We start from the raw sequence: 20,758 nt of genomic DNA on the forward strand, positions 1-20,758 counted from the left end.
TGTGTAGAGAATAGGGCGAATCTTACCGCTGCTCCCCTTCCCCTTCAAAAGGCTGCCAACCATCCATGCCGGATAGAATCAGAGGTATAGCGTACTCCGCCGCTTCCTGTTCGGTCAGCATTTTGGCCCAGGCCACACGATCAGCAGCACGTCCGGCACCAGGCCCGGCACTGTTATATTCCGCATACTGAACGGTCTGCTCCGCATCTGTCTTGTTCCAGTTATGCCATCCCTCCCGCTTCACATGAGCGCCGATCCAGCAGTTCAGAAAACAGACTTTGGCATGATGACGCCACGGCCTGCCCAGATACACCGACTGCGGCGGAGCATTGCTGGTCAGATCACAGTCCAGAAACACATAGCCGTATCGTACATCCTCCGGAGTAGACGCTGCGGTAATCCAGCCGTTCACTTGTCCATCCGCAGCCTCCGCTTCGGTCAGGCGATTCTTCGTAAAAATCTCGCAGCCCTTAAATACCACCGTAGCCGAGCCAAAAATAAAATCGATATCGCCTTCAATGTAACAGTCTTCGAAATACTGCCGCAGTTTGCGCCGCTCGGCACCATCACGTGGCCCGCCAAAGTAACTTCGATCCATGGGTTGCTCCGGCAATGGGCCGGTGAAGATCGTATCCTGGTGGCCGATCAGACGACAGCGGCGAAAGACCGCCCGGTCTCCATCTACGTAAACGGCCAGCGCCTGACCAACCTCCTTGCCCGGCCCGGCAGCATTTACGAAGGAAATGCCCTCTGCCGTAAAATCATCGGCACCGATGAAAGCGGTATAGGAATGAAACGTATGATATGGCGACCCGTCCGGGAACTTCTTAAGTGCATAATCATCATACGTAATGATCGTCTGCTCCGCCCCGTCACCAATCAGATGGATGCCCGGCTTCTCCATATGCAGCTTCTCATAATAGACGCCAGCTTTTACTCGAATCGGAACGTTTCCGATGCCATTCTCCGGCAGCGCATCAACTGCCGCCTGAATCGTCACATAATCCCCCGTCCCATCTGAAGCAACAGTCAGACAGGGAGTCGATGGTTCCAATGCTGTATTCGGCAATTTCTGCTGTGTCATGGCAATCGCTCCATTTCCAGCGCTGCCAGCAGGAGCGGAGCCACCCCCATAAAGGAATCGCTTACAACCGCTTCGCTCACATAGTAGCTGTACGAGCCATCCCGGTCCAGACTTAGTCCTGCGCCATGACAGATCCCGTTTAACCGAACGCCATCAGCCGTCTCCTCCACCAATCTGGAGTAAAGCCCCTGCCATCCTTTCTCCGCCGCAGCTCTGAAATGCGGCTCCAGATACTTCAGCCGCACACCCTTGGCAAGTGCATATACAAACATGCTTGACCCGGATGCTTCCAGATAGTTGCCTTTGCGGAAGCCCTGATCCAGCACCTGAAACCATAACCCGCTCTCCTGCTCCTGCACGCGCACCAAAGCATGGCACATCCGTTCGAAGATACCGATGATGGTGCCGCGTTTTGCATGATTCACGGGGAAATGCTCCACGCTGTCCACAATCGCCATAGCATACCAGCCCATCGCCCGGCTCCAGAAGTGTGGCGAGCACCCTGTCGATGAATCGGCCCAGACCTGTTCCTTCGATTCATCCCAGCCATGATAGAGCAGTCCGGTCCGGGGATCACGGGTCTGGCGTTCGATCAGCAGAATCTGGTGCGCTACTTCATCCCATAACTCGGGGTGATCAAATGTCTTCGCATACTCGGATAGAAAGGGAGAGGACATATACAGGCCGTCCAGCCACATCTGGAATGGATAGATTTTTTTGTGCCAGAAGCCGCCCTCCGACGTTCGAGGTTGCCCTGCGAGCTGTGCGGCCAAGAGATGTGCCGCTTCTGCGTAACGCTGATCTTCAGCACCCTCCAGTAATGCAAACAGGTTTTTCCCCTGATTAATCTGATCCAGATTATATTCTTCCAAAGTATACGTGCCAATAGAACCATCTGGCTGGATATACAAGTCCATATGTTTTTTCATAAAATCAACATACTCTTGCTTGCCATAATATCGCCCAGTTCGAGCCATCGCCATCAATGTCATGCCTTCCACGTATGCCCATCGTCCCGAATGGAACGCATGATAACCGTCCCCGTCACATTGCTGGATGATCGTTGCTGCAATTCGCTCAGACCAGGATAACTGCGTCTGTACCTGCATAAGCAATTCCTCCTTGAATGTTGTACTTACCTAATACATGTATGACTAACGGATAACCGCTTCACTCTTGCTTATTGTCGGCACATTGCCGTTGAATTGCGAAGGTTCAGCTTGGGCTGAACGACTACCGGAACATCGACCTGTTCATCACGAATCAACGATACAATCAGCTCCGCTGCCTGCACGGCCAGTTCATCCAGAGACGGGCCAATTGTCGTCAAGGCCACTTCGGCATACTGCATATCCGGCAGATCATCATACCCGATTAACGAGATATCGCGCGGAACGCTGTAACCTGCCTCAAGCAAAGCCCGAAGTGCACCTCGGGTGACCAGGTTGTTCAGCCCAATAAAAGCTGTCGGCGACTCCGGCCCAAACGCATGATTACGTATGGCAAAATACCCGTCTTCCCAGGAGGAATACGCTGGCAGCACATGGTCTTCATTAAAAGCCAGACCCGTACGCTGCAACGCTTCCCGGTATCCCTCCAGTTTAATATTCTGTGAGTTGCCGATGAACCCGATTCGGCTGTGCCCCAGCGATTTCAGATGCTCCACTGCTTTGAACAGTCCTTCTTTGCGATCAATCTTAATGTAAGGAGAGTTCGGCGCTTCATCTGTACCCAGCACAAAACATGGCATGTTGAGTGTCGCGAACTTTTTCCAGAACATCTCCCGATTGTCCAGTGCATAGTCCCACAGAATACATCCGTCCACACGCAGCTGGCTGAAGACATCCACACCATCATCCGCTACAACCAGGATCATCTGATACCCCCGCTTCTTCAGCTCGGTGTGCAGACGGCCGGAGATGTTCGAGAATAACGGATTGCTCAGTTCATCCAGCACAAAGCCGATGATATTGCTTCTGCCGGTGGAAAGTTGCCGGGCCAGCATATTTTTCCGATATTGATGTTTCTCCGCGACCGCAAGCACCTTCTGCTTCGTAGCCGGTTTGATTCGGGGATCATCATTCAGCGCCTTGGATACTGTGCTATAGCTCACCCCCGCCAGTTTGGCAATGTCTTTAATGGTTATCAAAATCAATCAACACCTCTCATACGCCTGAAACCCTATTTCCTATTTCTGTGCAGCCTTATAACGATCATATTGTGCCTGTCTGCCCGCAATAACCTGCTCTATATTCATCTTCTTCAACGTCTCAATATAACTGTCAAACTGATCCAGACTGGCATCACCGCTAATAAACTTGAAGTTCATCTCTTCCACATATGTGGTAATGTCAGGCATCGCCATGCTCTCCACGCTCGCTTCATCTGGCAGGGCATAGACAAACGGGAACGGTTCACGGACATACGGCTCCAGTTCCTTATCCATCTTCGCATGCCAAGGGGCCACAACGGAATCGGCAGAATCGGTCGATTGAATGTTCGGCAGATTCACCGGTCCGATGCCGAGCTTCTGAATGTATTCATTGTCCTTGCCTTTGTCCGTAAATGTCTTCACGCCATTCTCTTCCGTATACGTGTCATCCTTGATGCCCCACGTATAATATGTCTGTGCCTCTTCACTTACCGCATAATCCAGGAAGCGGAAAGCCAGCTCCGGATTTTTGCTATCCCGCGTGATACCGAAGATGCCGCTAACCGGGGTACGTCCTACGTAAAACTGATCGCCATGCGGTCCTTTCAGTGGCAGAATGCCTTTGATGATTGGCTCTTCCGGATTGTAATCCTTGAACAGCGGGCTGTAGACCATCGACATGTACCAGCTGAAATTAAACGTTGCGCCGGTCACATCCTGAGAGATCCGCGATGTGACCTGATCACTCGTGGTACTCGCATAATCTACCCCAAGCAGACCTTCCTTGTACAGTCCATTCAGATAGGTCAGGTACTCCTTGTATGTCGGCTCATAATAGCTGAAATGCACCTTGCCCTGATCGTCTGCATAAAACTGATTGGACAGATCAAGTCCAAATGCAGGGCCAAAGGCCATGGACACAAATTTCGCTTCCATGGACAGCGGAATCTCATCGGCTTTTCCGTTGCCGTTCGGGTCGTCTGTCTTGAACTTGCGCAGCATCGCCGTAAACTCATCCAACGTGGTCGGCTCGCTTAATCCAAGCTTATCAAGCCAGCGAACATTGACCATAAATACCGGCATGTAGTTACGGGTTAGCGTCTGCTGCGGGACATAATACATTTTACCATCTGGCGTCGTTAAACTGGCTTTGACCGAAGGCGACTTTTCATATATTTTTTTGAGATTCACGCCGTATTTCTCCACCAGATCATTAATCGGAATGAATAGACCGCTGTTAATGTACTTCATCAGTTGATCCTGATCCGGCAGGTACACGATATCGGGCAAGCCGGTACCGGCAGCCAGCCTCGGATTTACGGCATCCGCATAGTTCTGCGGCGGTATGAGATCCCAATCCACCGTAACGCCGGCGTTGCTCTCAATTTTCTTAACGATAGCTGCGGTGGAGAGATCCACGTTGGTCGTCCAGGCGTTAGTGCCGAGAATAGACAGCTTGGCATCCGGTTGATCCGTTACCGGCCCTGCCCCGGTATAATTGAAGGCCGGCTCCGAACTGGACGGAGTGCTCCCCGCATCGGTTCCTGCCCCTGTTCCACCACTACATCCCGCCAGGCTGATTGCCAGTATCGCTGCCATTACACTTTTTCTTCCTGCCCCTTTAAATCTCATCCATCATTCCTCCTTAGGTATGAACCATTTTGAACTCCCTTGAATGACATGACACTTAATAATAAAAGCTATCCTTTCACGGCTCCGAGGGTGATGCCCTTAACGAAGTACCGTTGGATAAACGGGTAGATCGTAACAATAGGTAGAATGCTAACTACAATGGATACATAACGGACTTGCAGGGTCGATACCGCCAGCGCCCCAGATGTCATCGTGCCGCCCATCTTCTGCATCACTTCCGGCGATGCCATGATCAGCACCCTTCGCAGGAACATCTGTAAGGGCTGCATATCCTGTTTGCCCAGATATAATAGGGCCGAGAAAAAGTTGTTCCAATGGAATACAGCATAGTACAGCGTGAGCACAGCCAATGTCGGCTTGATGATGGGAACCGCCAGACGATACAGCATTGTCATCTCATTGGCCCCGTCTATACTGGCACTTTCAAAAATCTCATTCGGAATGCCTTCAAAGGCCGAACGGCAGATCATGACGTTAAACGTAATCACCAGCACAGGCAGCACCATGACCCAGCGGGTATTGTACAGCCCAAGCGAGGTAATCAGCATGTAGACCGGAATGAGTCCACCCGAGAAATACATGGTGAAAGCGATGAAAAAGTTCAGCTTGCGACGCAAGAAAAACTGCTGTCTGGATAACGGAAAAGCGGCAAGACATGTTGCCACAATATTCAACAGTGTGCCTACCACGGTGTACCAGAGGGTGTTGTAGAACGACACCCATAACTCCTTGTATTGTAGTACCATTTGGTAACCTGACAGGGTAAACCCAACGGGCCACAATACGACTTTTTGTTTGTCGATGGCATCCACCGAGCTGAATGAAATGCTGATGACGTACAGAAAGGGATACAATGTGACGACAACCGCCAGTATGGTCAGCAGGTAGACACATCCGTAGAACAAACGGTCACTTCTTGATTTTTGCATACAGGTCTCCTTTGGTCCGAGTTATAGTCTTACCAGAGTGACATCTTGGTCAGGCGGCGGGTCATGGAATTGGCAGCAAACACAAGCACAAATGTGATAATGGAGTTAAACAGGCCGACTGCTGTGGCGAAGCCGTAATTCTGGCCTTCAATCCCCATCCGGTATACATAGGTGGACAGGACATCCGCCGTTTCGTAGGTGGCTCCGTTGTAGAGCAGATATACTTTCTCGAAGCCTACGCTCATAATGCCGCCAAGCGACAGAAGCAGAAGAATGACAATGGTTGGTTTGATACTGGGAAGGGTCAGGTGCCATAGCTCCTGGAATTTGTTGACGCCGTCGATTTTGCCGGAATCATACATCTCGGGGTCGATCCCCATAATGGCTGCAATGTAGATGATGGAGCTGAAGCCAAAACTCTGCCAGATGTCGGAACTTGTGAAGATGGTACGGAACCAGCTGGCATCCATCATGAAGTTCACTTTTTCCATGCCCAGACTCGCGATGAGGGTATTCACAATACCGTCTGTTGGTGACAGGAAGTTAATGATCATGCCGGCTACAACGACAGTGGAGATGAAATGAGGAAGGTAGGTAACCGTCTGGGCAAATCGTTTGAATGTCCGATTCTTGATCTCCACAATGCAGACCGCGAACAGAATGGGGATCGAGAAGCCAAACAGGAGTGGCAGAAATGCAAGCAAGAACGTGTTGCGCAGCAGTCGCCAGAAGTAAATGGAATTCACGAACTGTTCGAACCAGCGCAGTCCCACCCATTCCCCGCTGAGCATGCCCTGACCCGGCAGGAAATTACGAAATGCCAACAACACGCCAGGCATCGGAAGGTACATGAAGATGAGGTAATACAGGAAGATAGGTGAAAACATCAGCAGTAAATACTTATCTCTTCTGATCAGGCTGAACAGCGTAGACATGCGTTTTTTCAACGTGAAACACTCCCCTTCGCCACATAATTACAACGTTTGAATTTTTGAATAAAAGTGAACTGTCATTTCACTGACGTATTTGTTATTCATCCCATCCACTTTGGTAACAACCTATAATATTCTGCGTAAAAAGAGATCCTTGATCGAAATAGTCCTCCTTACAATGTAGTTCTTTCTTTTGAATCAATTGTTAAAACCATAATTACAACGTTGTAATTTTAAATTAAATGTATACGCTTACATAAACTTTTTCCCATCTTAGCAAAGTCTCCATTGTTTGGCAACAACAAAAATCAGTGACATGCTGTAACGCACTAAATACAGCCTCGCATACGCGAGACTGTATTGATAATCTACACTTGATTCCGATACTCCATCGGTGTCATAACATATACTCGCTGAAACGCTCTGTAAAACTGACTGACGCTGGAAAATCCCAGTTCATAACTGATGGTGGTTACCGAATCCGTCGTAAGGCGGAGCCTTCTGGACGCTTCTTCTACACGCAAATTTAATAAATATTGATACGGTGTCTTTCCCGTAAGAGTCTTGAAAGAGCGCATGAAATGATATCGGCTCTGATGCGCAACCATCGCCATCGAATCAATATCCATTGGACCCGTATAGGCACTGTGAATGTAATCCAGCACGCGGCGGAGATGAGGGTCCATACATGGACCATTATCTGCAATCGTTTTTCCATTTTCCTGCCCCATCAACATGCGCCTTAGATACATCTCGACCGCCATTTCTGTTTCCTGTACTTGGAGCGAATCCGGCATGTCATCTAACAAAATGGAGTTCCAGCCTCGGAACAGACTGCTGATCTCCGTTGGATCAAAAGTATGGGTGGGTCGAAACTCAGCTTGTCCGCTACTAATCTCCGCACCTTCTAAACTACCTAAAGGCGGCTTACGGAACTTGATCACGATGACAGCCGAATCCGACCCTATCTCAAAATAATGCTCAGTCTGAGGATGAGCAATAATCCCCTTGCCTGCGTTCAGAGGGTATGCGTGCCGTTCCTGTACCAGATGACATTGGCCTCTGACCGGCAACGTTAGCTGATACCAGTCATCATGCACATGAGGTTCATTCGCGAACCCTCCGGTAGCTTTCCATAATTCCAACCCATTTAACGTCATGTTTAATTCCATCGTTTCCTCACCTGCTGACATTATAGCAAATCGTGCTCACTTTCCAAGCACTTTTCACAAAGACAATGCCTGACCGTATCTTTTATCATAGAAAAAAATAATTCGAGGTGATCTCCCATGGCTCAGGCCACTTTAAGCAAAATGCAAATCAACTCTTCCGCCAATTGGGCACTCGCCGGAGTCAGCTTCGCCCATTTGCTGAATGATGCGATGCAGACCGTGGTTCCATCTGCTTTTCCGCTGTTTCAGCAAACCATGCAGCTCAGTTTCGCCCAGATGGGTTGGATTGCCTTCACCCTGAATATTACTGCATCCGTCCTTCAGCCCCTGGTCGGTTATATGTCAGATCGCAAACCCATGCCGATTCTGCTTCCCGGAGGCATGTTATTCTCACTGATCGGTGTGCTCGGCTTAGCCTTGTCTTCCGAGTTATGGATGCTGCTTGTTTCTGCAGCATTGATTGGCATAGGCTCATCCATCCTCCACCCCGAGTCCTCACGCGTGGCTCATATGGCAGCTGGCCGTGGACGTGGAATGGCGCAGTCGATTTTCCAGGTGGGAGGTAACACAGGACAGGCCATTGCTCCATTACTAGTCGCTTTCATCCTGCTGCCACATGGGCAGCGTAGTTTTCTATGGCTAATGGGCTTTGCCCTGATCGGCATCTTTATTCAGTCTTATGTCAGTCGTTGGTACAGAGACAAACTTGCCGAGACTCGCATTCGTCAGCAACAACCTTTAAAATCAAGCGGCTCAGAGCCAGTAGCTCGGCCTGTAAGCCGGGGATTCATCGCTTTTACAATGGGCATTCTTATCCTGCTGCTGTTCTCCAAATTCGTATATATTGCTGGCATGACCGGGTACTACGCCTTCTATTACGCTGATGCGTATCACTTGCCTCTCTCGCAGGCACAGATCTGTCTGTTTATTCTGCAATTTGCAGGCATGGTCGGAACTTTGCTCGGTGGCCCGCTCGCTGATCGCTATGGACGCAAACCGATGATCTGGCTCTCCATTGCAGGCACTGCACCGTTCTCCCTGTTGCTGCCTTATGCAGGACCCGTCTTGTCCATGGTGTTGTGCGGAATGATTGGACTAATCCTGATGTCCGGCTTCAGCGTCATCATTGTCTATGCACAGGAGCTGCTTCCTCGTCATATTGGAACGGTATCCGGGTTATTTTTTGGCTTGTCATTCGGAATGGCTGGACTTGGCTCGGTGGTGCTGGGTTCCTTAATTGATGTGACCAGCGTTGCGTTTGTTATCAAGTTATGTTCGTTTTTGCCACTGCTTGGTGTGTGTGCTGTATTTCTGCGCAAGGACCAACCAAGAACAGCGGGATAACCGTTGAAACCTCACTGATGTTGTGACTACAATACACCTAGGACAATCGAGGATAACAGAAGGAGGGAATAACGCATGATTATTGATGTACAGCATGTCACTTGGAAAAGGGGACCTCTTACCCTGCTGAACGATGTAAGCTGGCAGGTTAATGACGGAGAACACTGGGCGTTGCTTGGCCTGAATGGCTCAGGCAAAACAACACTCCTGAACATGATCACCGGGTATCTCTGGCCGACGGAAGGCAAGATATCCGTGCTGGGCCATGAATATGGCGATGTCGATCTGAGACAGCTCCGCAAATCCATCGGCTGGGTCAGTTCATCTCTGCAAGAGAAATTGTACGGCACGGATCGCACACAATATGTCGTAATCAGCGGCAAACATGCCACCATTGGCTTGTATGACAAGCTATCGGATGATGATCTGGAACAGGCACAGGAATTGATGCGAACGCTGGGCTGTCAGCACCTGTGGGATCGCGAATATCGTACCTGTTCTCAAGGTGAGAAACAGAAACTCCTTATTGCCCGAGCACTCATGGCCAATCCGCGCGTACTCATTCTGGACGAGCCTTGCAATGGACTGGATCTGTTCTCAAGAGAGCGATTGCTGGATAGCATCCGTGAATTATCACAGCGTCCAGACACCCCTTCACTCATCTATGTCACCCATCATACCGAGGAAATATTGCCCGTGTTCGGTCATAGTCTCCTGCTTCGTAGGGGTGAAATCGTGAATAGCGGACTAACGAGCGAGCTAATGAACACCGAAGTGCTGAGCAACTTCTTCGAGGCCCCTGTGGAAGTTGATCGGCACGGGGAACGTGTCTATGTCAGAGCTGCGGCGAATTCATAATTACGTGGTTATACACAGCACAGGCAGCATAGGTGCAGAAACTTAACAGTAAAAGCCCAATATCTTATCCACATGTGGATAGATTTTGGGCTTTTCAATGCTATATCTAGTGTTATCCACCGTTTTCTGTGTAGAACTTTCTACTTTTTGAGTATAACTCAGCTATTCCATCTGTTTCTTCACCGCGATCTATTTCCGGGCAGCCAGGAACAGAAACAATGGAATACGCTGCCTGCGCAGATAGGTTTCCTCGTTTATGAAATGGGCACGTTGTGGTGTTGACTCGCGCAAATGTTCTACACGGAACCCCGCCCGCTGCAATGCCATAAAGTAGGATTCAATGGACCGATGCATCTTTTTCACAGAACCGCCCAGCCACTGCTGCTCACGGAATCCTTCCACAAAATACTGATCAACCACCCAATCCGTTCGTGTCCCGGAAGGTTGCAGTGTCGACGTGATCACAGGATGTTCTACGGAGAATACGACTGTCCCGTTCTCTTTCAACGTATCGTATATATTGCGGAACAGGCCCTCCACATCCTCAATATAATGGACAGCCAGTCTCGATATCACCAGATCGTACACTTCGGCCGGGTAGGTCCAATCTTCCATGAACGCTTGTTCAATCCGGGCATTCAATCCTTTTACAGATTCGTTAGCTGCCTGAATCATATTCACCGAACCCTCAATTCCCGTATACGTCGCACCTTCGCGCTCCCGACTCAGCAATTCTGCCGCGAACCTGGCATCCCCGCAACCGAGGTCCAGTATATTCTTGCCAGTTACATCTCCGATCAACTCCAGCATCACTGGCTTTTCCAATGTATCATTGGCGTTCTCCTGCCATTTGCGACGTTCCATATACTTCTCGAAATTCGCCTCATCATCGTAAAAGTCTGATCCTCTGTCCTTCATTCCGTGACCCTCCGTTTCGGATAAGCATGATCCTCTTTACAGCCTGTATGAGTATACAGAATATGGATGTTCCTGGCTATAACAAAAAAGGCTGTTGTCTGGAATTATCCAGCAAACAGCCTTCTGCCTTATACTTCTACCATTTTCGCAGCTTAGCCAAAACGTTCTGTTTTGTACCATTTGCTCTCGCGTTTCCGAATCTTGTCCGTAATCAAGGAATAGAATGCCTTGATCGAGATCAGGATGAATAGCTGTGCATACGTGAAGTAGGACACGCAGGCATAGATGAAATTACGGGTATTGCTCTGTCCAATATCTGCGGCAAGTGCCAGATTGATCTGCAACACGTAAATAAAGTACATGAGCGCCCAACCAATGACAAGGAACACATACGCATCGCCAGCAAACTGAAATGGTGAGCTTACCTCCGGTTTAAACAGGGCAATGACCTGATAAACCAGATTCACGAGAAAAATAATATCCGATACAATGATCGCAAGCATAAACCAGAAATAACTGACGGCATAATAGATAACCAACAACTTGTTACGCCAACTGGAGCGGTTAAACAGGTTATGGATATTATCCAACACCACCTGATAGTTCCCCTTGGCCCAACGTTCGCGTTGCTTCATGTATACACTAAGCTGTTCCGGCTCCTGCTGATAGGCTTCCGCTTGAGGCGCCAGTGCCACAAACTGTCCGCGGTTCAAAATCTCGAATGATAATGCTGTATCTTCTGTGATGGCTGTCACATCCCAACCACCAATCTCCCGAATCAACTTGGTTTTGATAATGTAATTCGTTCCCGGAATGGAACCAAGCTGGAACAATTCCCACAGGCCCGTGTGATACACACGTTGGGATGTAATAATCTCCAGATTGATGCATTTTGAAAGGAAATTCTGCCCTCTGTTGCGTGCTTTGTTTCGGCCAAAAACCACGCCATATTGTTCAGGGTTTTCAAGCGACTTTTGCGCCAAAAACATTAATGAATTCCGTTCAGGTGCGGCATCTGCATCGAAGATACAGATCCAATCACCCGTGGCCATTTCCAGTCCATCATTTAAAGCCCCGGACTTGCCACCTGTTCCTTTTCGCTCCATTACCGTCACATTGCGATGCATATAACTGGTCTGACTGAGGAATGATCTTAGCTTCTCTGCGGTATCATCTGTGCAGTTATCCGCGATCACGATGACCTGAACTTTATCCTCCGGATAATTTAGGCGCAGAATATGCTCTACCGTCGCGACAATGACCTTACCCTCGTTGTGCGCAGGTACCATGACAGTGACTGTTGGATAATGGTTCATATCTTCAGGAATCTGAATCCCTTTTTTGTCCTGTTTATTAATAAAACGAATCGCACCTGCCATAATAACAATCGACTCGAATACGGCAATCCAGATACTAAATATCGATAATATTAAAATAAAATCAGCCACTTACTTTCCTCCGATCATACTTGCGAATAACTCTCGATCGAAAGCGAAGGGTTGCAATCGTTAACCAAATCGTAAATACCGCAAATATACAACTTACGGCGATACAGATCGGAATGAACCAGGACATATAGTCCACTGTGCATCTCTCCTTCCTGTTATATATATTCTCCGATAAGATCGGTCTCTGTGTTTCGTTCAAGGGCGGCAATCACTGCGTCTATATCATCGTACTTGCTGAACTGCTCCTTCTGAAATACCAGAGCACCGGAGCGTATCACCGTCTGTAGCTCAGTTCCCTTTTTATCAATCACGTGAAGATCCATGATGGCTTTTTTGATCCGCTGTGTCAGAAGTGGCAGGTATTCCACATTCACCAGAGGACATAAGATAACAAATCGCCCACGATCCACGAAAAATTTATAATCCTCATACCGAATCTGCTTCTGGATCGTACCCGAGATTTCAAGCAGGAACTGTGCATATCGGGCAGAACCGAGAGATTCCATCACCAATGGCAAGAATTCAATCTTGAACATGGCAATGCTGAATCCATACTTTTCGGAGTATCGACGCGCAAGGTTACTCTGTTTGATTAACGTATCTGCCAGAGCGCCTTTATTCCCAAGCGAGGTATCCAGATCGATTTCCGGGTTACGATCCTGCATATCCTGAAGGCGTTCCACTACACGCGCACTGCGCAGCAGGCTTGCCTTGATGAATGCAGCCACAGCCACGTTGGCCGGGATGAGCAACCACCAGGAGAAAACAAGCACATTCGCATCAGCGTAAGTAACCAGCCACACAAAATAAGAAACTAGATATACAAATCCCGTTACAACGGATATGCCAACAGGCAGCATAAGACCAAAAACCAATGCAACCAGTGACACGATACTAAAAATCATATCTCCTGTTGTGTAGCTCTGATCCATGTACACTTTAAGATAGATCAACAGTTGCTGCATGAGGGCAAGTCCAATTAAAAGGGCATATCCCCATGCAATACGGCGAGTAGGCGCTTTATTCTTCATAGTTCCTTCTTTCCGTTGAATTTTTAGAACACTTGTACATACTCAATTCTCTTAAATTGCAACAATTTATGACATGATTAGACAAAACTATGCTAACACATTGAAGAATTTATTAAATGACAAAATCATCACTTTTTAATGCTTTTCTGTAAATTAATTTCTCCCAACAAAGGAAAAAGATTATCAAACAGATGCGTGTTACCGTCAAATACATATCCACCTGGATAACGAGAGTCCTGACCACGCAATGTAATCATATGGTTATACAGCTGTTTGGCCCACTTCGGATCACCTGAACATACAGCCAGTAGGATGGCCAGGCCGTATACCGATGAAGATTCGTACGAGACGGCAGGTGTGTGTGATTTTCGCGTATACTGTCCGGGCAGCTGATGACGGGCGCTGAACTCCTTTTTCAAAAAAGAAATGAGCTTATCCGGTTTGCGGTCGGTCACCGTTAGATGATTCGCCACGATCAACTGGTCGATCAAGTTTACGGTGTCATCATACGTATATTCTTTACGGACCACATCGAAGGTCTTCGGATAGAACAATTCATCGTCAGGCATCTTCTTCAGTATTGCTTCGTATTTCGCGTAGGTTCCGGGTTCCACCACTTGATGCTCTTCCATCGCTTGAAGAGAAAGGAGATCAACATAAACCAGACTTAACGTATCTGTCGAGTGACCACTTGAAAAATCATGGAAATCCACCAAATATCCTCGCTGCTGAGCTGACTGTGTTAAGGCACGGGAAATGGCGGCTGCGGTCGTAAGCTTCGCCTCTCTCCCTTGTTCCCACTGATCTGCAGCCTGCAACAGGGCACCAATGATACGAAGATCGTCGCCAAGTGCATTGGTTGTTACATGGGAATTACCTTCGGCATCCAGCTTCCAGGCTATATAAGGATCTGGCGGCGTGAGAAAATAGGTCTTCAATTGCTCGTAGCTCTGCTCGAACAATGCTTGATCATCACTCGTTACAGCATACTGCATCCACAGGCCAAGAGACTCGGACAATGCCTCTCTGCCTGCAACAGTATCTGCCCTCTTCGATGTTGCATCCTGCAAATATGTGGCCAGTGTACCATTCGGGTTGGTCATATGATCTTCAATGAAAGACACGGTCGGGGATACTCCATTCATCAGGAACCGCTCCCTAAGTAACAATATGCTGGCTACGGTAGCAGTAAGCAGCAGCAATACAAGCCAAGTTCGTTTTTTTCGGAATATCATCCTTACGCCATTCCTCCTGCTTGTGTACGACAAAGAAACTACAACGCCTCTGGTTGAGGATTTCAACCTATCTAAAGTGTGCACTTATTCTTCACTATCCATGTAGGATCTTCGTCCACCTTTTTTGACAAACTTCCAATCCACTTCAATGTTATGACGCATCCGTCTGAGCAGATGAATGGCAGTCTCGATCTCTTCCTCGGTCAGACCATCCAAAGTCACCTGATCGGAATGTACGCCCTCTTTACGAATGAATTCCCATGCCTCAAGTCCAGCTTCGGTGGGATACAACACCTTATTCTTCTTATTACCCATTGCCGGCTGTTTAATAATGAATCCATCGGATTCGAGTTTGCTAATGGCTCTGGCGGCAGTCGTGCGATCCACTTTGATCAGTTCAGCGAGCTGATTCGGAATGATTCCCGGATTCTCACAGATGCGATACAGATAGAGATATTGTCCACGGGACAGGTTCAGATGCTGAAACTCGACATTACTGATGGAATCCAGACAGCGGGCAATCATACCAATCTCACGCAGCACTTCTTTTTTTTCGGTCAACACATTCACGCCCCTATAAAATTGTTGCATTCGCAACATAATTGATGGTATAACTACAGTTGAATTGGTTTCAATTTTAAACATATAGCTCAAACCGTATACATGGAACGAAAATGGTTCCACGTTCCTGTTATGTACCAGTTTATCACGTCAGGATCACATTACGTTCACCCAAAGGAGAAACATTCATGAATACAACGATTGTTGAAGTTAATAATCAGGAATTGCTCGATGCCTGCTTCGCCATCCGTACCGCTATTTTTGTCGAAGAACAAGGCGTATCCGCAGCGGATGAATTCGACGCTTATGATACATTAGACGCCGAGGCACGCCACATTCTGCTTTACGTAGACGGTGTACCTGCTGCCTCCTCCAGACTGCGCGTTGTTGAGCAGGTCGCCAAATTGGAACGGATCTGTGTCATGCTCGATTACCGCAAACACGGTCTGGGCCGTGTGCTGATCGACAAGCTGGAGCAGATGGCCATTGCCGACGGACTGGAGAAAGCCAAATTGCACGCCCAGGTACAAGCCTCCGGGTTCTATGAACGTCTCGGATATGCACCTGCATCGGACGTATTTATGGAAGATGGCATTCCCCATCTGTTGATGACCAAAAAACTGAAATAATGTATTCCAAAAACGCCTCCGTTATCACTTCTCAGTGATGTACAGAGGCGTTTTGTATTCAGGCAACACATTCATTCGCAACCCAACAACGGTATATGGTAAGTACAGACTCTGAATATAACAACTAGGTATCCTAACTTACTTGCCAGCTACGCGTTGTGTCTTAGCCCAGTGCCAGACGGTCTGGCTCTGATTCGGCAGTGTTGTTCTTCATTTGTTTACTGCGCAACTGTCCGCAAGCAGCATCGATATCCGTACCATGTTCCATACGGACAGTGGAGTTAATGTTGTTCTTTTTGAGCGTATCATAGAAGCCCAGAATCGACTCCTCTGTACTCCGTTGATACTGACTGTGCTCATCCACCGGGTTGTATGGGATCAGATTCACACTGACCATACTTCTGCGACTGGACAACAGTTCAGCAAGCTCCGCGGCATGCTCACGTTGATCGTTAACATCACGCAAGAGGATATATTCAAACATAATGCGTTTGTTCGTCGTAGCCAGATAATAATCCACTGCATCCATCAATTGCTCAATCGGGAAAGCCCGATTAATCTTCATGATGTGCGTACGCAGTTCATTATTAGGCGCATGCAGGGAGATCGCCAGATTGACCTGGAGACTGCTGTCTGCAAATTCCTTGATTTTGTCCGGGAGGCCACTCGTGGACACCGTTATGCGTTTGGCGGCAAGTGCCAGTCCTTTGCGATCCTTGATGACTTCGATGAAATCACTCATGTGCTGGAAGTTGTCGAATGGTTCACCAATACCCATCACAACCACGTTGGTTACCCGTTCGTCTTGTCCCGCTGCATCCAGATGTCGCTGCACATGCATAATCTGTTCGACAATCTCTCCAGCAGTCAAGTCACGGCTCTTCTTGATCAGACCGCTCGCACAGAAGCTACAGCCAATATTACAGCCGACTTGTGTGGTCACACAGACAGTCAGTCCGTATTTTTGCCGCATCAATACCGTCTCAATCAGGTTGCCGTCCTGCATTCGAAGCAGAAATTTCACGGTACCATCTGCCGATTCCTGTTTCACATGTTCGCTCAGCGAGTTCATGGTGAAATGCTCGGAGAGAACGTCCAGACATTCCTGACGAACATCGGACATCGCCGAGAAATCATGCACACGCTCTTGGTATAACCATTCCCAGATCCGGGATGCACGGGATTTCTTCTGTCCATGCTCCGGCAGCCAGGAACGTAATTGCTCTAATGTTAATCCATATATGGATGATTTGTTCATTGTATAATCCTCTTTTCGCAAAAAAGCATATGGCTTATCGGTCCTACCCAAAAAACCTCTACTCCGTATTGTCCCAAAATTGACGAGGGAAAACAAGGGCTTTTGCATTTCTTCCAAGAGGTTTTATCCATGGTAAATCTGCACAACAGACCATATTTAACCCTATCGGGCCTTCACATTTAGAAGTGAATGATACCGGATGTGTGCAGTAGAACCAGCAGAACCAGGATCGGAGCCACGTAACGCAGCATGAACAGCCACACCCGGAACCATCCGGAACGCAGACCGGAAGCTTCAGCAGCCGTTTTCCAGAAGTATCCGGCAAAGATCGTCACAAGCAGTCCACCTACAGGCAGCAGGATGTTGGATGCGACAAAATCCATCCAGTCGAACACACTCTTCGATCCAATCGTCCATTCAGGCAGCAAACCGAGCGATAGTACCGAAGGAAGTCCCACGATAAAGACCCCTAGCGAGATAATCCATACCGCACGACTACGGCTCCATGACAGACGTTCCATGAAATACTTCACAGGGACTTCCAGCAAGGACACGGCTGACGTCAAAGCCGCAATAGCGAGCAGGATGAAGAACAATCCGCCAAACAGGAATCCAAGCGGCATAGCTGAGAAGGCTGCCGGAAGAGCCACAAAGATGAGTGACGGGCCTTGGTCCGGTGCAATACCGAACGAGAATGTCGTTGGGAAGATGATCAGACCAGCAATGAATGCATAGATGAGGTCACCCGCACCCACAGCGACGGTCGCTGCACCGAGAGATTGATTTTTATCCACATACGAACCGTAAGTCACCAGTATACCCATCCCGAGTGACAGGGAGAAGAAGGCATGTCCAAGCGCCACCAGTGCAGATTCCGTTGTCAGCTGCGAGAAATCCGGATTCAGGAAGAATGAAACCCCGGCCCCTGCACCTGGCAACGTAACAGCACGAATCATCAGGATAATAAGCAAAACCAACATTGCCGGAATCAGTACCTTGTTGAACTTCTCGATTCCGTTCGAAACGCCTTTGGCAACAATCCAGCCTGTAATCAGAACTGCAACCAGCTGCCAAACGATCGGCAAATACCCGCTTACAAAGGAGCCGAATTGTCCAGCATAATCCGGATTATTAAACAATGTTCCACTGAAGGAAGTCACTGCATATTGCAATGTCCAGCCCGCGATAATGACATAAAAGGACAGGATGATAAATGGCGTTAATACTTGCAGCAATCCGGCTGCGAGCCAACCCTTATGTCCACCTGCTTTGATAAAAGCAGTAGCAGCGCTACCTCGTCCACTGCGACCAATCGCAAGTTCAGCCAGGAGCACTGGCAGACCGATGAGCAGCAAACAGACGATGAAGAGCAGGAAAAACGCAGCTCCTCCGTTCTCACCCGTAATGTACGGGAATTTCCACATGTTGCCCAGACCAACCGAACTACCAATGGCTGCCAGGATAAATCCAGCTTGGGAGAAACGTTCTCCTTTGCCAGCGTTGTCTTGATTTCGATTAGGCTTACTAAAATTCATTGTATCTACTCCATCACTTTAAAGTTTTCCCGTAATTATATACTACTGGCCTTGTCAGGTCATTCGAAATTCGAAATTTGTCGAAATGTTATTTTTTTACATATAAAAGCACTCGATCATCTTCATTCTCATAAGTTCCCTAAACACAGTATGTGATAAATTCTGTCAGGCCAACCGTATGGAGTTATAACATAACCATATCTCCAACCTTTCAAAACCCATTAGAGCGAAAAAGAGGTGTCCCTCAGCCACTTTGATGACTGGGGAACACCTCTCTTTTAAAATTAAACTCTTATTTCAAGCAACTCATATTTGATAACACCCATCGGAGCATTAACATGAATGACGCTGCCCACTTCTTTGCCCATCAGTTCTTTGCCAAGTGGACTCTCATAGGAAATTTTATTATCTGCTACATCAGCCTCAGCAGGACCAACCAATTTATATTCAATCTTCTCAGCGAATTCGATATCATTGAGCAATACGGTGGAACCTACACCCACTTTGGTAGCATCCATATTCTCGGATGTGATGACTTTGGCGTTTTTCAGCATCTTCTCCACGATCAGAATCCGGGTCTCCATAAAGGCCTGATCATCTTTGGCTGAATGATACTCACTATTTTCCTTCAGGTCACCGTAACTGATCGCGAGTTTCAGACGCTCAGCCAGTTCCTTACGCTTCACTGTCTTCAATTCCCTCAGTTCGTCCTCCAGCTTTTCCAAGCCTTCCTGTGTCAAAATCACTTCTTCATTAGCCATTTTTCCATCTCCTAATCCTGCTATCTATCTATATTCTAACCTATATCCACTCCAAAGGGTTAGCATACCCCAGAAAAAGAAATAGCTCATCCATATATTGTATTTCACTACCATCAAAACCATGATTACCTCTTGAAATGATTTTCAGAGCTGTCCTACTAATTGTACCGTTACAATTAGCTTAATTAACGATGTTGCTTTCACCCGTTGACTCTTACAATGAACTCAAGGCAGCAGAAGTTTATAACCATTGCTTGCAGCCCAATATATATCCTGAGGTGATCTGAATGAACGTTTTATTAAATCCATCTGAAATACAGGCCTATCTGAAACGGATTGGCATGAATGATATAAAGAAACCTACGCTGGAATACTTAATTGAACTCCAACGCGCACATGTGCAATATCTTTCGTGGCAAACGGTCGATATTTTTGCAGGCCGTCCTGTAGGAATCAGTCTTCAAGAGTCAATTCAGCTCATATTACAGGGACGCAGCGGCTATTGCTTTCATCTAAACGGTGCATTTAGTGTTCTTCTCCGCTCGCTGGGTTATACGGTTGATTGGCATCGTGGCGGAGTACAGCCTCATGGGGAACAACCCCGTGTGAATTCATTCCATCTCGGTCTGTCTGTCCTTCTTCCGGATGCTGACCCAACAGTTGAACGCTGGATTGTGGATGTAGGTCTTGGTGGAATGCCCTTTGAACCTCTGCCACTTCGTTATGGAACCCATGGTTCAGCTCCATTCACATACCAACTGATGCCATCATCTGTTGCTGCTGGGGGATGGCGGCTTGAGTACGAACCGAATGGGCCAAGTGAAGGCGTCGACTATGCTCCTGAAGCAGTTCACGATCTGGGGGAGTTCATACCGAAACATGAATTCTACAGTCGGGCGGCCGAATCCCCTTGGCATAATGTATTTTTGCTTCGTCAGCGGAATGAGATTAGCAGTCATGAACTACGAGGATGTATGCTCCGAACCCATGATATCGAAGGAATTCGGAAAACGGAAATTCAGAGTTATACCGAATGGCGTAACGTATTAACTGAAATATTCCATGAACCCTTGGTGAATTACAGCGAGCTGGAATGCCAGGACATGTGGGAACGAGTGCAGGCTGCGCATACGGAATGGAAACAAGCGCAAGAAGCATAAAGAGGAAGATGCAGAACCTGAGGCCTTAACACGATAAGGAAAACAGGATAATTATCTTGATTAAGCATCCGTATAGAGGCACTTAAATAGAAATCACA

General features: G+C 47.9%; 19 protein-coding genes. 4 read left to right on the forward strand and 15 right to left on the reverse strand.

The window, feature by feature from the left end:
* Nucleotides 1-22 precede the first annotated feature (22 nt).
* The 7 genes from MKZ12_RS28910 to MKZ12_RS28940 form a co-directional block, all read right to left on the reverse strand.
* A complete protein-coding gene (locus MKZ12_RS28910) occupies nt 23-1,084 on the reverse strand; it encodes a pectinesterase family protein (RefSeq protein WP_339257918.1) in 1,062 nt (353 codons plus the stop codon).
* On the reverse strand, nt 1,081-2,193 hold the full coding sequence (locus MKZ12_RS28915; RefSeq protein ID WP_339257919.1) for a glycoside hydrolase family 88 protein: 1,113 nt from the start codon (nt 2,191-2,193) through the stop codon (nt 1,081-1,083). The genes MKZ12_RS28910 and MKZ12_RS28915 overlap by 4 nt, the downstream gene beginning before the upstream one ends.
* A gap of 71 nt (nt 2,194-2,264) precedes the next feature.
* Complete coding sequence (locus MKZ12_RS28920) at nt 2,265-3,233, reverse strand: LacI family DNA-binding transcriptional regulator (RefSeq protein ID WP_339257920.1); 969 nt, start codon at nt 3,231-3,233, stop codon at nt 2,265-2,267.
* A 39-nt stretch (nt 3,234-3,272) separates the two neighbouring features.
* On the reverse strand, nt 3,273-4,868 hold the full coding sequence (locus MKZ12_RS28925; protein ID WP_339257921.1) for an extracellular solute-binding protein: 1,596 nt from the start codon (nt 4,866-4,868) through the stop codon (nt 3,273-3,275).
* Between the two features lie 68 nt (nt 4,869-4,936).
* Nucleotides 4,937-5,818, reverse strand: a complete 882-nt coding sequence (locus MKZ12_RS28930; RefSeq protein ID WP_124116782.1) for a carbohydrate ABC transporter permease — start codon at nt 5,816-5,818, stop codon at nt 4,937-4,939.
* A 29-nt stretch (nt 5,819-5,847) separates the two neighbouring features.
* Nucleotides 5,848-6,765, reverse strand: a complete 918-nt coding sequence (locus MKZ12_RS28935) for an ABC transporter permease subunit (RefSeq protein ID WP_036612224.1) — start codon at nt 6,763-6,765, stop codon at nt 5,848-5,850.
* Between the two features lie 353 nt (nt 6,766-7,118).
* The gene (locus MKZ12_RS28940) at nt 7,119-7,922 is read right to left on the reverse strand and encodes a helix-turn-helix domain-containing protein (protein ID WP_339257922.1); all 804 of its coding nucleotides are present in this window, start codon (nt 7,920-7,922) and stop codon (nt 7,119-7,121) included.
* A gap of 117 nt (nt 7,923-8,039) precedes the next feature.
* Between MKZ12_RS28940 and MKZ12_RS28945 the strand changes: the two genes are divergently transcribed.
* A complete protein-coding gene (locus MKZ12_RS28945) occupies nt 8,040-9,266 on the forward strand; it encodes an MFS transporter (RefSeq protein WP_339257923.1) in 1,227 nt (408 codons plus the stop codon).
* Nucleotides 9,267-9,341: 75 nt separating this feature from the next.
* Nucleotides 9,342-10,124, forward strand: coding sequence for an ABC transporter ATP-binding protein (locus MKZ12_RS28950; RefSeq protein ID WP_339257924.1), 783 nt, complete (start codon nt 9,342-9,344; stop codon nt 10,122-10,124).
* A gap of 189 nt (nt 10,125-10,313) precedes the next feature.
* Here the strand turns inward: MKZ12_RS28950 and MKZ12_RS28955 are convergent, their stop codons facing one another.
* The 5 genes from MKZ12_RS28955 to MKZ12_RS28975 form a co-directional block, all read right to left on the reverse strand.
* Nucleotides 10,314-11,042, reverse strand: a complete 729-nt coding sequence (locus MKZ12_RS28955) for a class I SAM-dependent methyltransferase (protein ID WP_339257925.1) — start codon at nt 11,040-11,042, stop codon at nt 10,314-10,316.
* 152 nt (nt 11,043-11,194) lie between these two features.
* Nucleotides 11,195-12,490, reverse strand: a complete 1,296-nt coding sequence (locus MKZ12_RS28960) for a glycosyltransferase (RefSeq protein ID WP_339257926.1) — start codon at nt 12,488-12,490, stop codon at nt 11,195-11,197.
* Between the two features lie 155 nt (nt 12,491-12,645).
* Nucleotides 12,646-13,521 carry a diguanylate cyclase gene (locus MKZ12_RS28965; RefSeq protein WP_339257927.1) on the reverse strand — a complete coding sequence of 292 codons (876 nt, stop codon included), beginning with the start codon at nt 13,519-13,521 and terminating at the stop codon, nt 12,646-12,648.
* A gap of 128 nt (nt 13,522-13,649) precedes the next feature.
* On the reverse strand, nt 13,650-14,756 hold the full coding sequence (locus MKZ12_RS28970; RefSeq protein WP_339257928.1) for a glycosyl hydrolase family 8: 1,107 nt from the start codon (nt 14,754-14,756) through the stop codon (nt 13,650-13,652).
* Nucleotides 14,757-14,840: 84 nt separating this feature from the next.
* Nucleotides 14,841-15,281 carry a MarR family transcriptional regulator gene (locus MKZ12_RS28975; protein WP_339261559.1) on the reverse strand — a complete coding sequence of 147 codons (441 nt, stop codon included), beginning with the start codon at nt 15,279-15,281 and terminating at the stop codon, nt 14,841-14,843.
* A gap of 224 nt (nt 15,282-15,505) precedes the next feature.
* Here MKZ12_RS28975 and MKZ12_RS28980 point away from each other — a divergent pair, with 224 nt between their 5' ends.
* The gene (locus tag MKZ12_RS28980; RefSeq protein ID WP_339257929.1) at nt 15,506-15,946 is read left to right on the forward strand and encodes a GNAT family N-acetyltransferase; all 441 of its coding nucleotides are present in this window, start codon (nt 15,506-15,508) and stop codon (nt 15,944-15,946) included.
* A gap of 163 nt (nt 15,947-16,109) precedes the next feature.
* Here MKZ12_RS28980 and rlmN read toward each other — a convergent pair whose 3' ends face one another.
* The 3 genes from rlmN to greA all read right to left on the reverse strand — a co-directional run bounded on the left by rlmN (nt 16,110) and on the right by greA (nt 19,500).
* Nucleotides 16,110-17,204, reverse strand: coding sequence for a 23S rRNA (adenine(2503)-C(2))-methyltransferase RlmN (rlmN, locus tag MKZ12_RS28985; protein WP_339257930.1), 1,095 nt, complete (start codon nt 17,202-17,204; stop codon nt 16,110-16,112).
* A 179-nt stretch (nt 17,205-17,383) separates the two neighbouring features.
* Nucleotides 17,384-18,739, reverse strand: coding sequence for a sodium-dependent transporter (locus tag MKZ12_RS28990; protein ID WP_339238705.1), 1,356 nt, complete (start codon nt 18,737-18,739; stop codon nt 17,384-17,386).
* A gap of 284 nt (nt 18,740-19,023) precedes the next feature.
* Nucleotides 19,024-19,500, reverse strand: coding sequence for a transcription elongation factor GreA (gene greA / locus MKZ12_RS28995; RefSeq protein WP_339238706.1), 477 nt, complete (start codon nt 19,498-19,500; stop codon nt 19,024-19,026).
* 287 nt (nt 19,501-19,787) lie between these two features.
* Between greA and MKZ12_RS29000 the strand changes: the two genes are divergently transcribed.
* Nucleotides 19,788-20,660, forward strand: a complete 873-nt coding sequence (locus tag MKZ12_RS29000) for an arylamine N-acetyltransferase (RefSeq protein WP_339257931.1) — start codon at nt 19,788-19,790, stop codon at nt 20,658-20,660.
* Nucleotides 20,661-20,758 lie beyond the last annotated feature (98 nt).

The sequence above is a fragment of the Paenibacillus sp. FSL R5-0713 genome (assembly GCF_037973325.1).
Classification (GTDB): Bacteria; Bacillota; Bacilli; order Paenibacillales; family Paenibacillaceae; genus Paenibacillus.

Bases quoted from the DNA above. Each gene is read 5' to 3' on its own strand.
- MKZ12_RS28950 (WP_339257924.1), top strand. From the start codon at position 9,342: ATGATTATTGATGTACAGCATGTCACTTGGAAAAGGGGACCTCTTACC.
- greA (WP_339238706.1), bottom strand. From the start codon at position 19,500: ATGGCTAATGAAGAAGTGATTTTGACACAGGAAGGCTTGGAAAAGCTG.
- MKZ12_RS29000 (WP_339257931.1), top strand. From the start codon at position 19,788: ATGAACGTTTTATTAAATCCATCTGAAATACAGGCCTATCTGAAACGG.
- rlmN (WP_339257930.1), bottom strand. From the start codon at position 17,204: ATGAACAAATCATCCATATATGGATTAACATTAGAGCAATTACGTTCC.
- MKZ12_RS28975 (WP_339261559.1), bottom strand. From the start codon at position 15,281: ATGATTGCCCGCTGTCTGGATTCCATCAGTAATGTCGAGTTTCAGCAT.
- MKZ12_RS28965 (WP_339257927.1), bottom strand. From the start codon at position 13,521: ATGAAGAATAAAGCGCCTACTCGCCGTATTGCATGGGGATATGCCCTT.
- MKZ12_RS28910 (WP_339257918.1), bottom strand. From the start codon at position 1,084: ATGACACAGCAGAAATTGCCGAATACAGCATTGGAACCATCGACTCCC.
- MKZ12_RS28945 (WP_339257923.1), top strand. From the start codon at position 8,040: ATGGCTCAGGCCACTTTAAGCAAAATGCAAATCAACTCTTCCGCCAAT.
- MKZ12_RS28915 (WP_339257919.1), bottom strand. From the start codon at position 2,193: ATGCAGGTACAGACGCAGTTATCCTGGTCTGAGCGAATTGCAGCAACG.
- MKZ12_RS28955 (WP_339257925.1), bottom strand. From the start codon at position 11,042: ATGAAGGACAGAGGATCAGACTTTTACGATGATGAGGCGAATTTCGAG.
- MKZ12_RS28980 (WP_339257929.1), top strand. From the start codon at position 15,506: ATGAATACAACGATTGTTGAAGTTAATAATCAGGAATTGCTCGATGCC.
- MKZ12_RS28990 (WP_339238705.1), bottom strand. From the start codon at position 18,739: ATGAATTTTAGTAAGCCTAATCGAAATCAAGACAACGCTGGCAAAGGA.
- MKZ12_RS28930 (WP_124116782.1), bottom strand. From the start codon at position 5,818: ATGCAAAAATCAAGAAGTGACCGTTTGTTCTACGGATGTGTCTACCTG.
- MKZ12_RS28925 (WP_339257921.1), bottom strand. From the start codon at position 4,868: ATGAGATTTAAAGGGGCAGGAAGAAAAAGTGTAATGGCAGCGATACTG.
- MKZ12_RS28970 (WP_339257928.1), bottom strand. From the start codon at position 14,756: ATGATATTCCGAAAAAAACGAACTTGGCTTGTATTGCTGCTGCTTACT.
- MKZ12_RS28940 (WP_339257922.1), bottom strand. From the start codon at position 7,922: ATGGAATTAAACATGACGTTAAATGGGTTGGAATTATGGAAAGCTACC.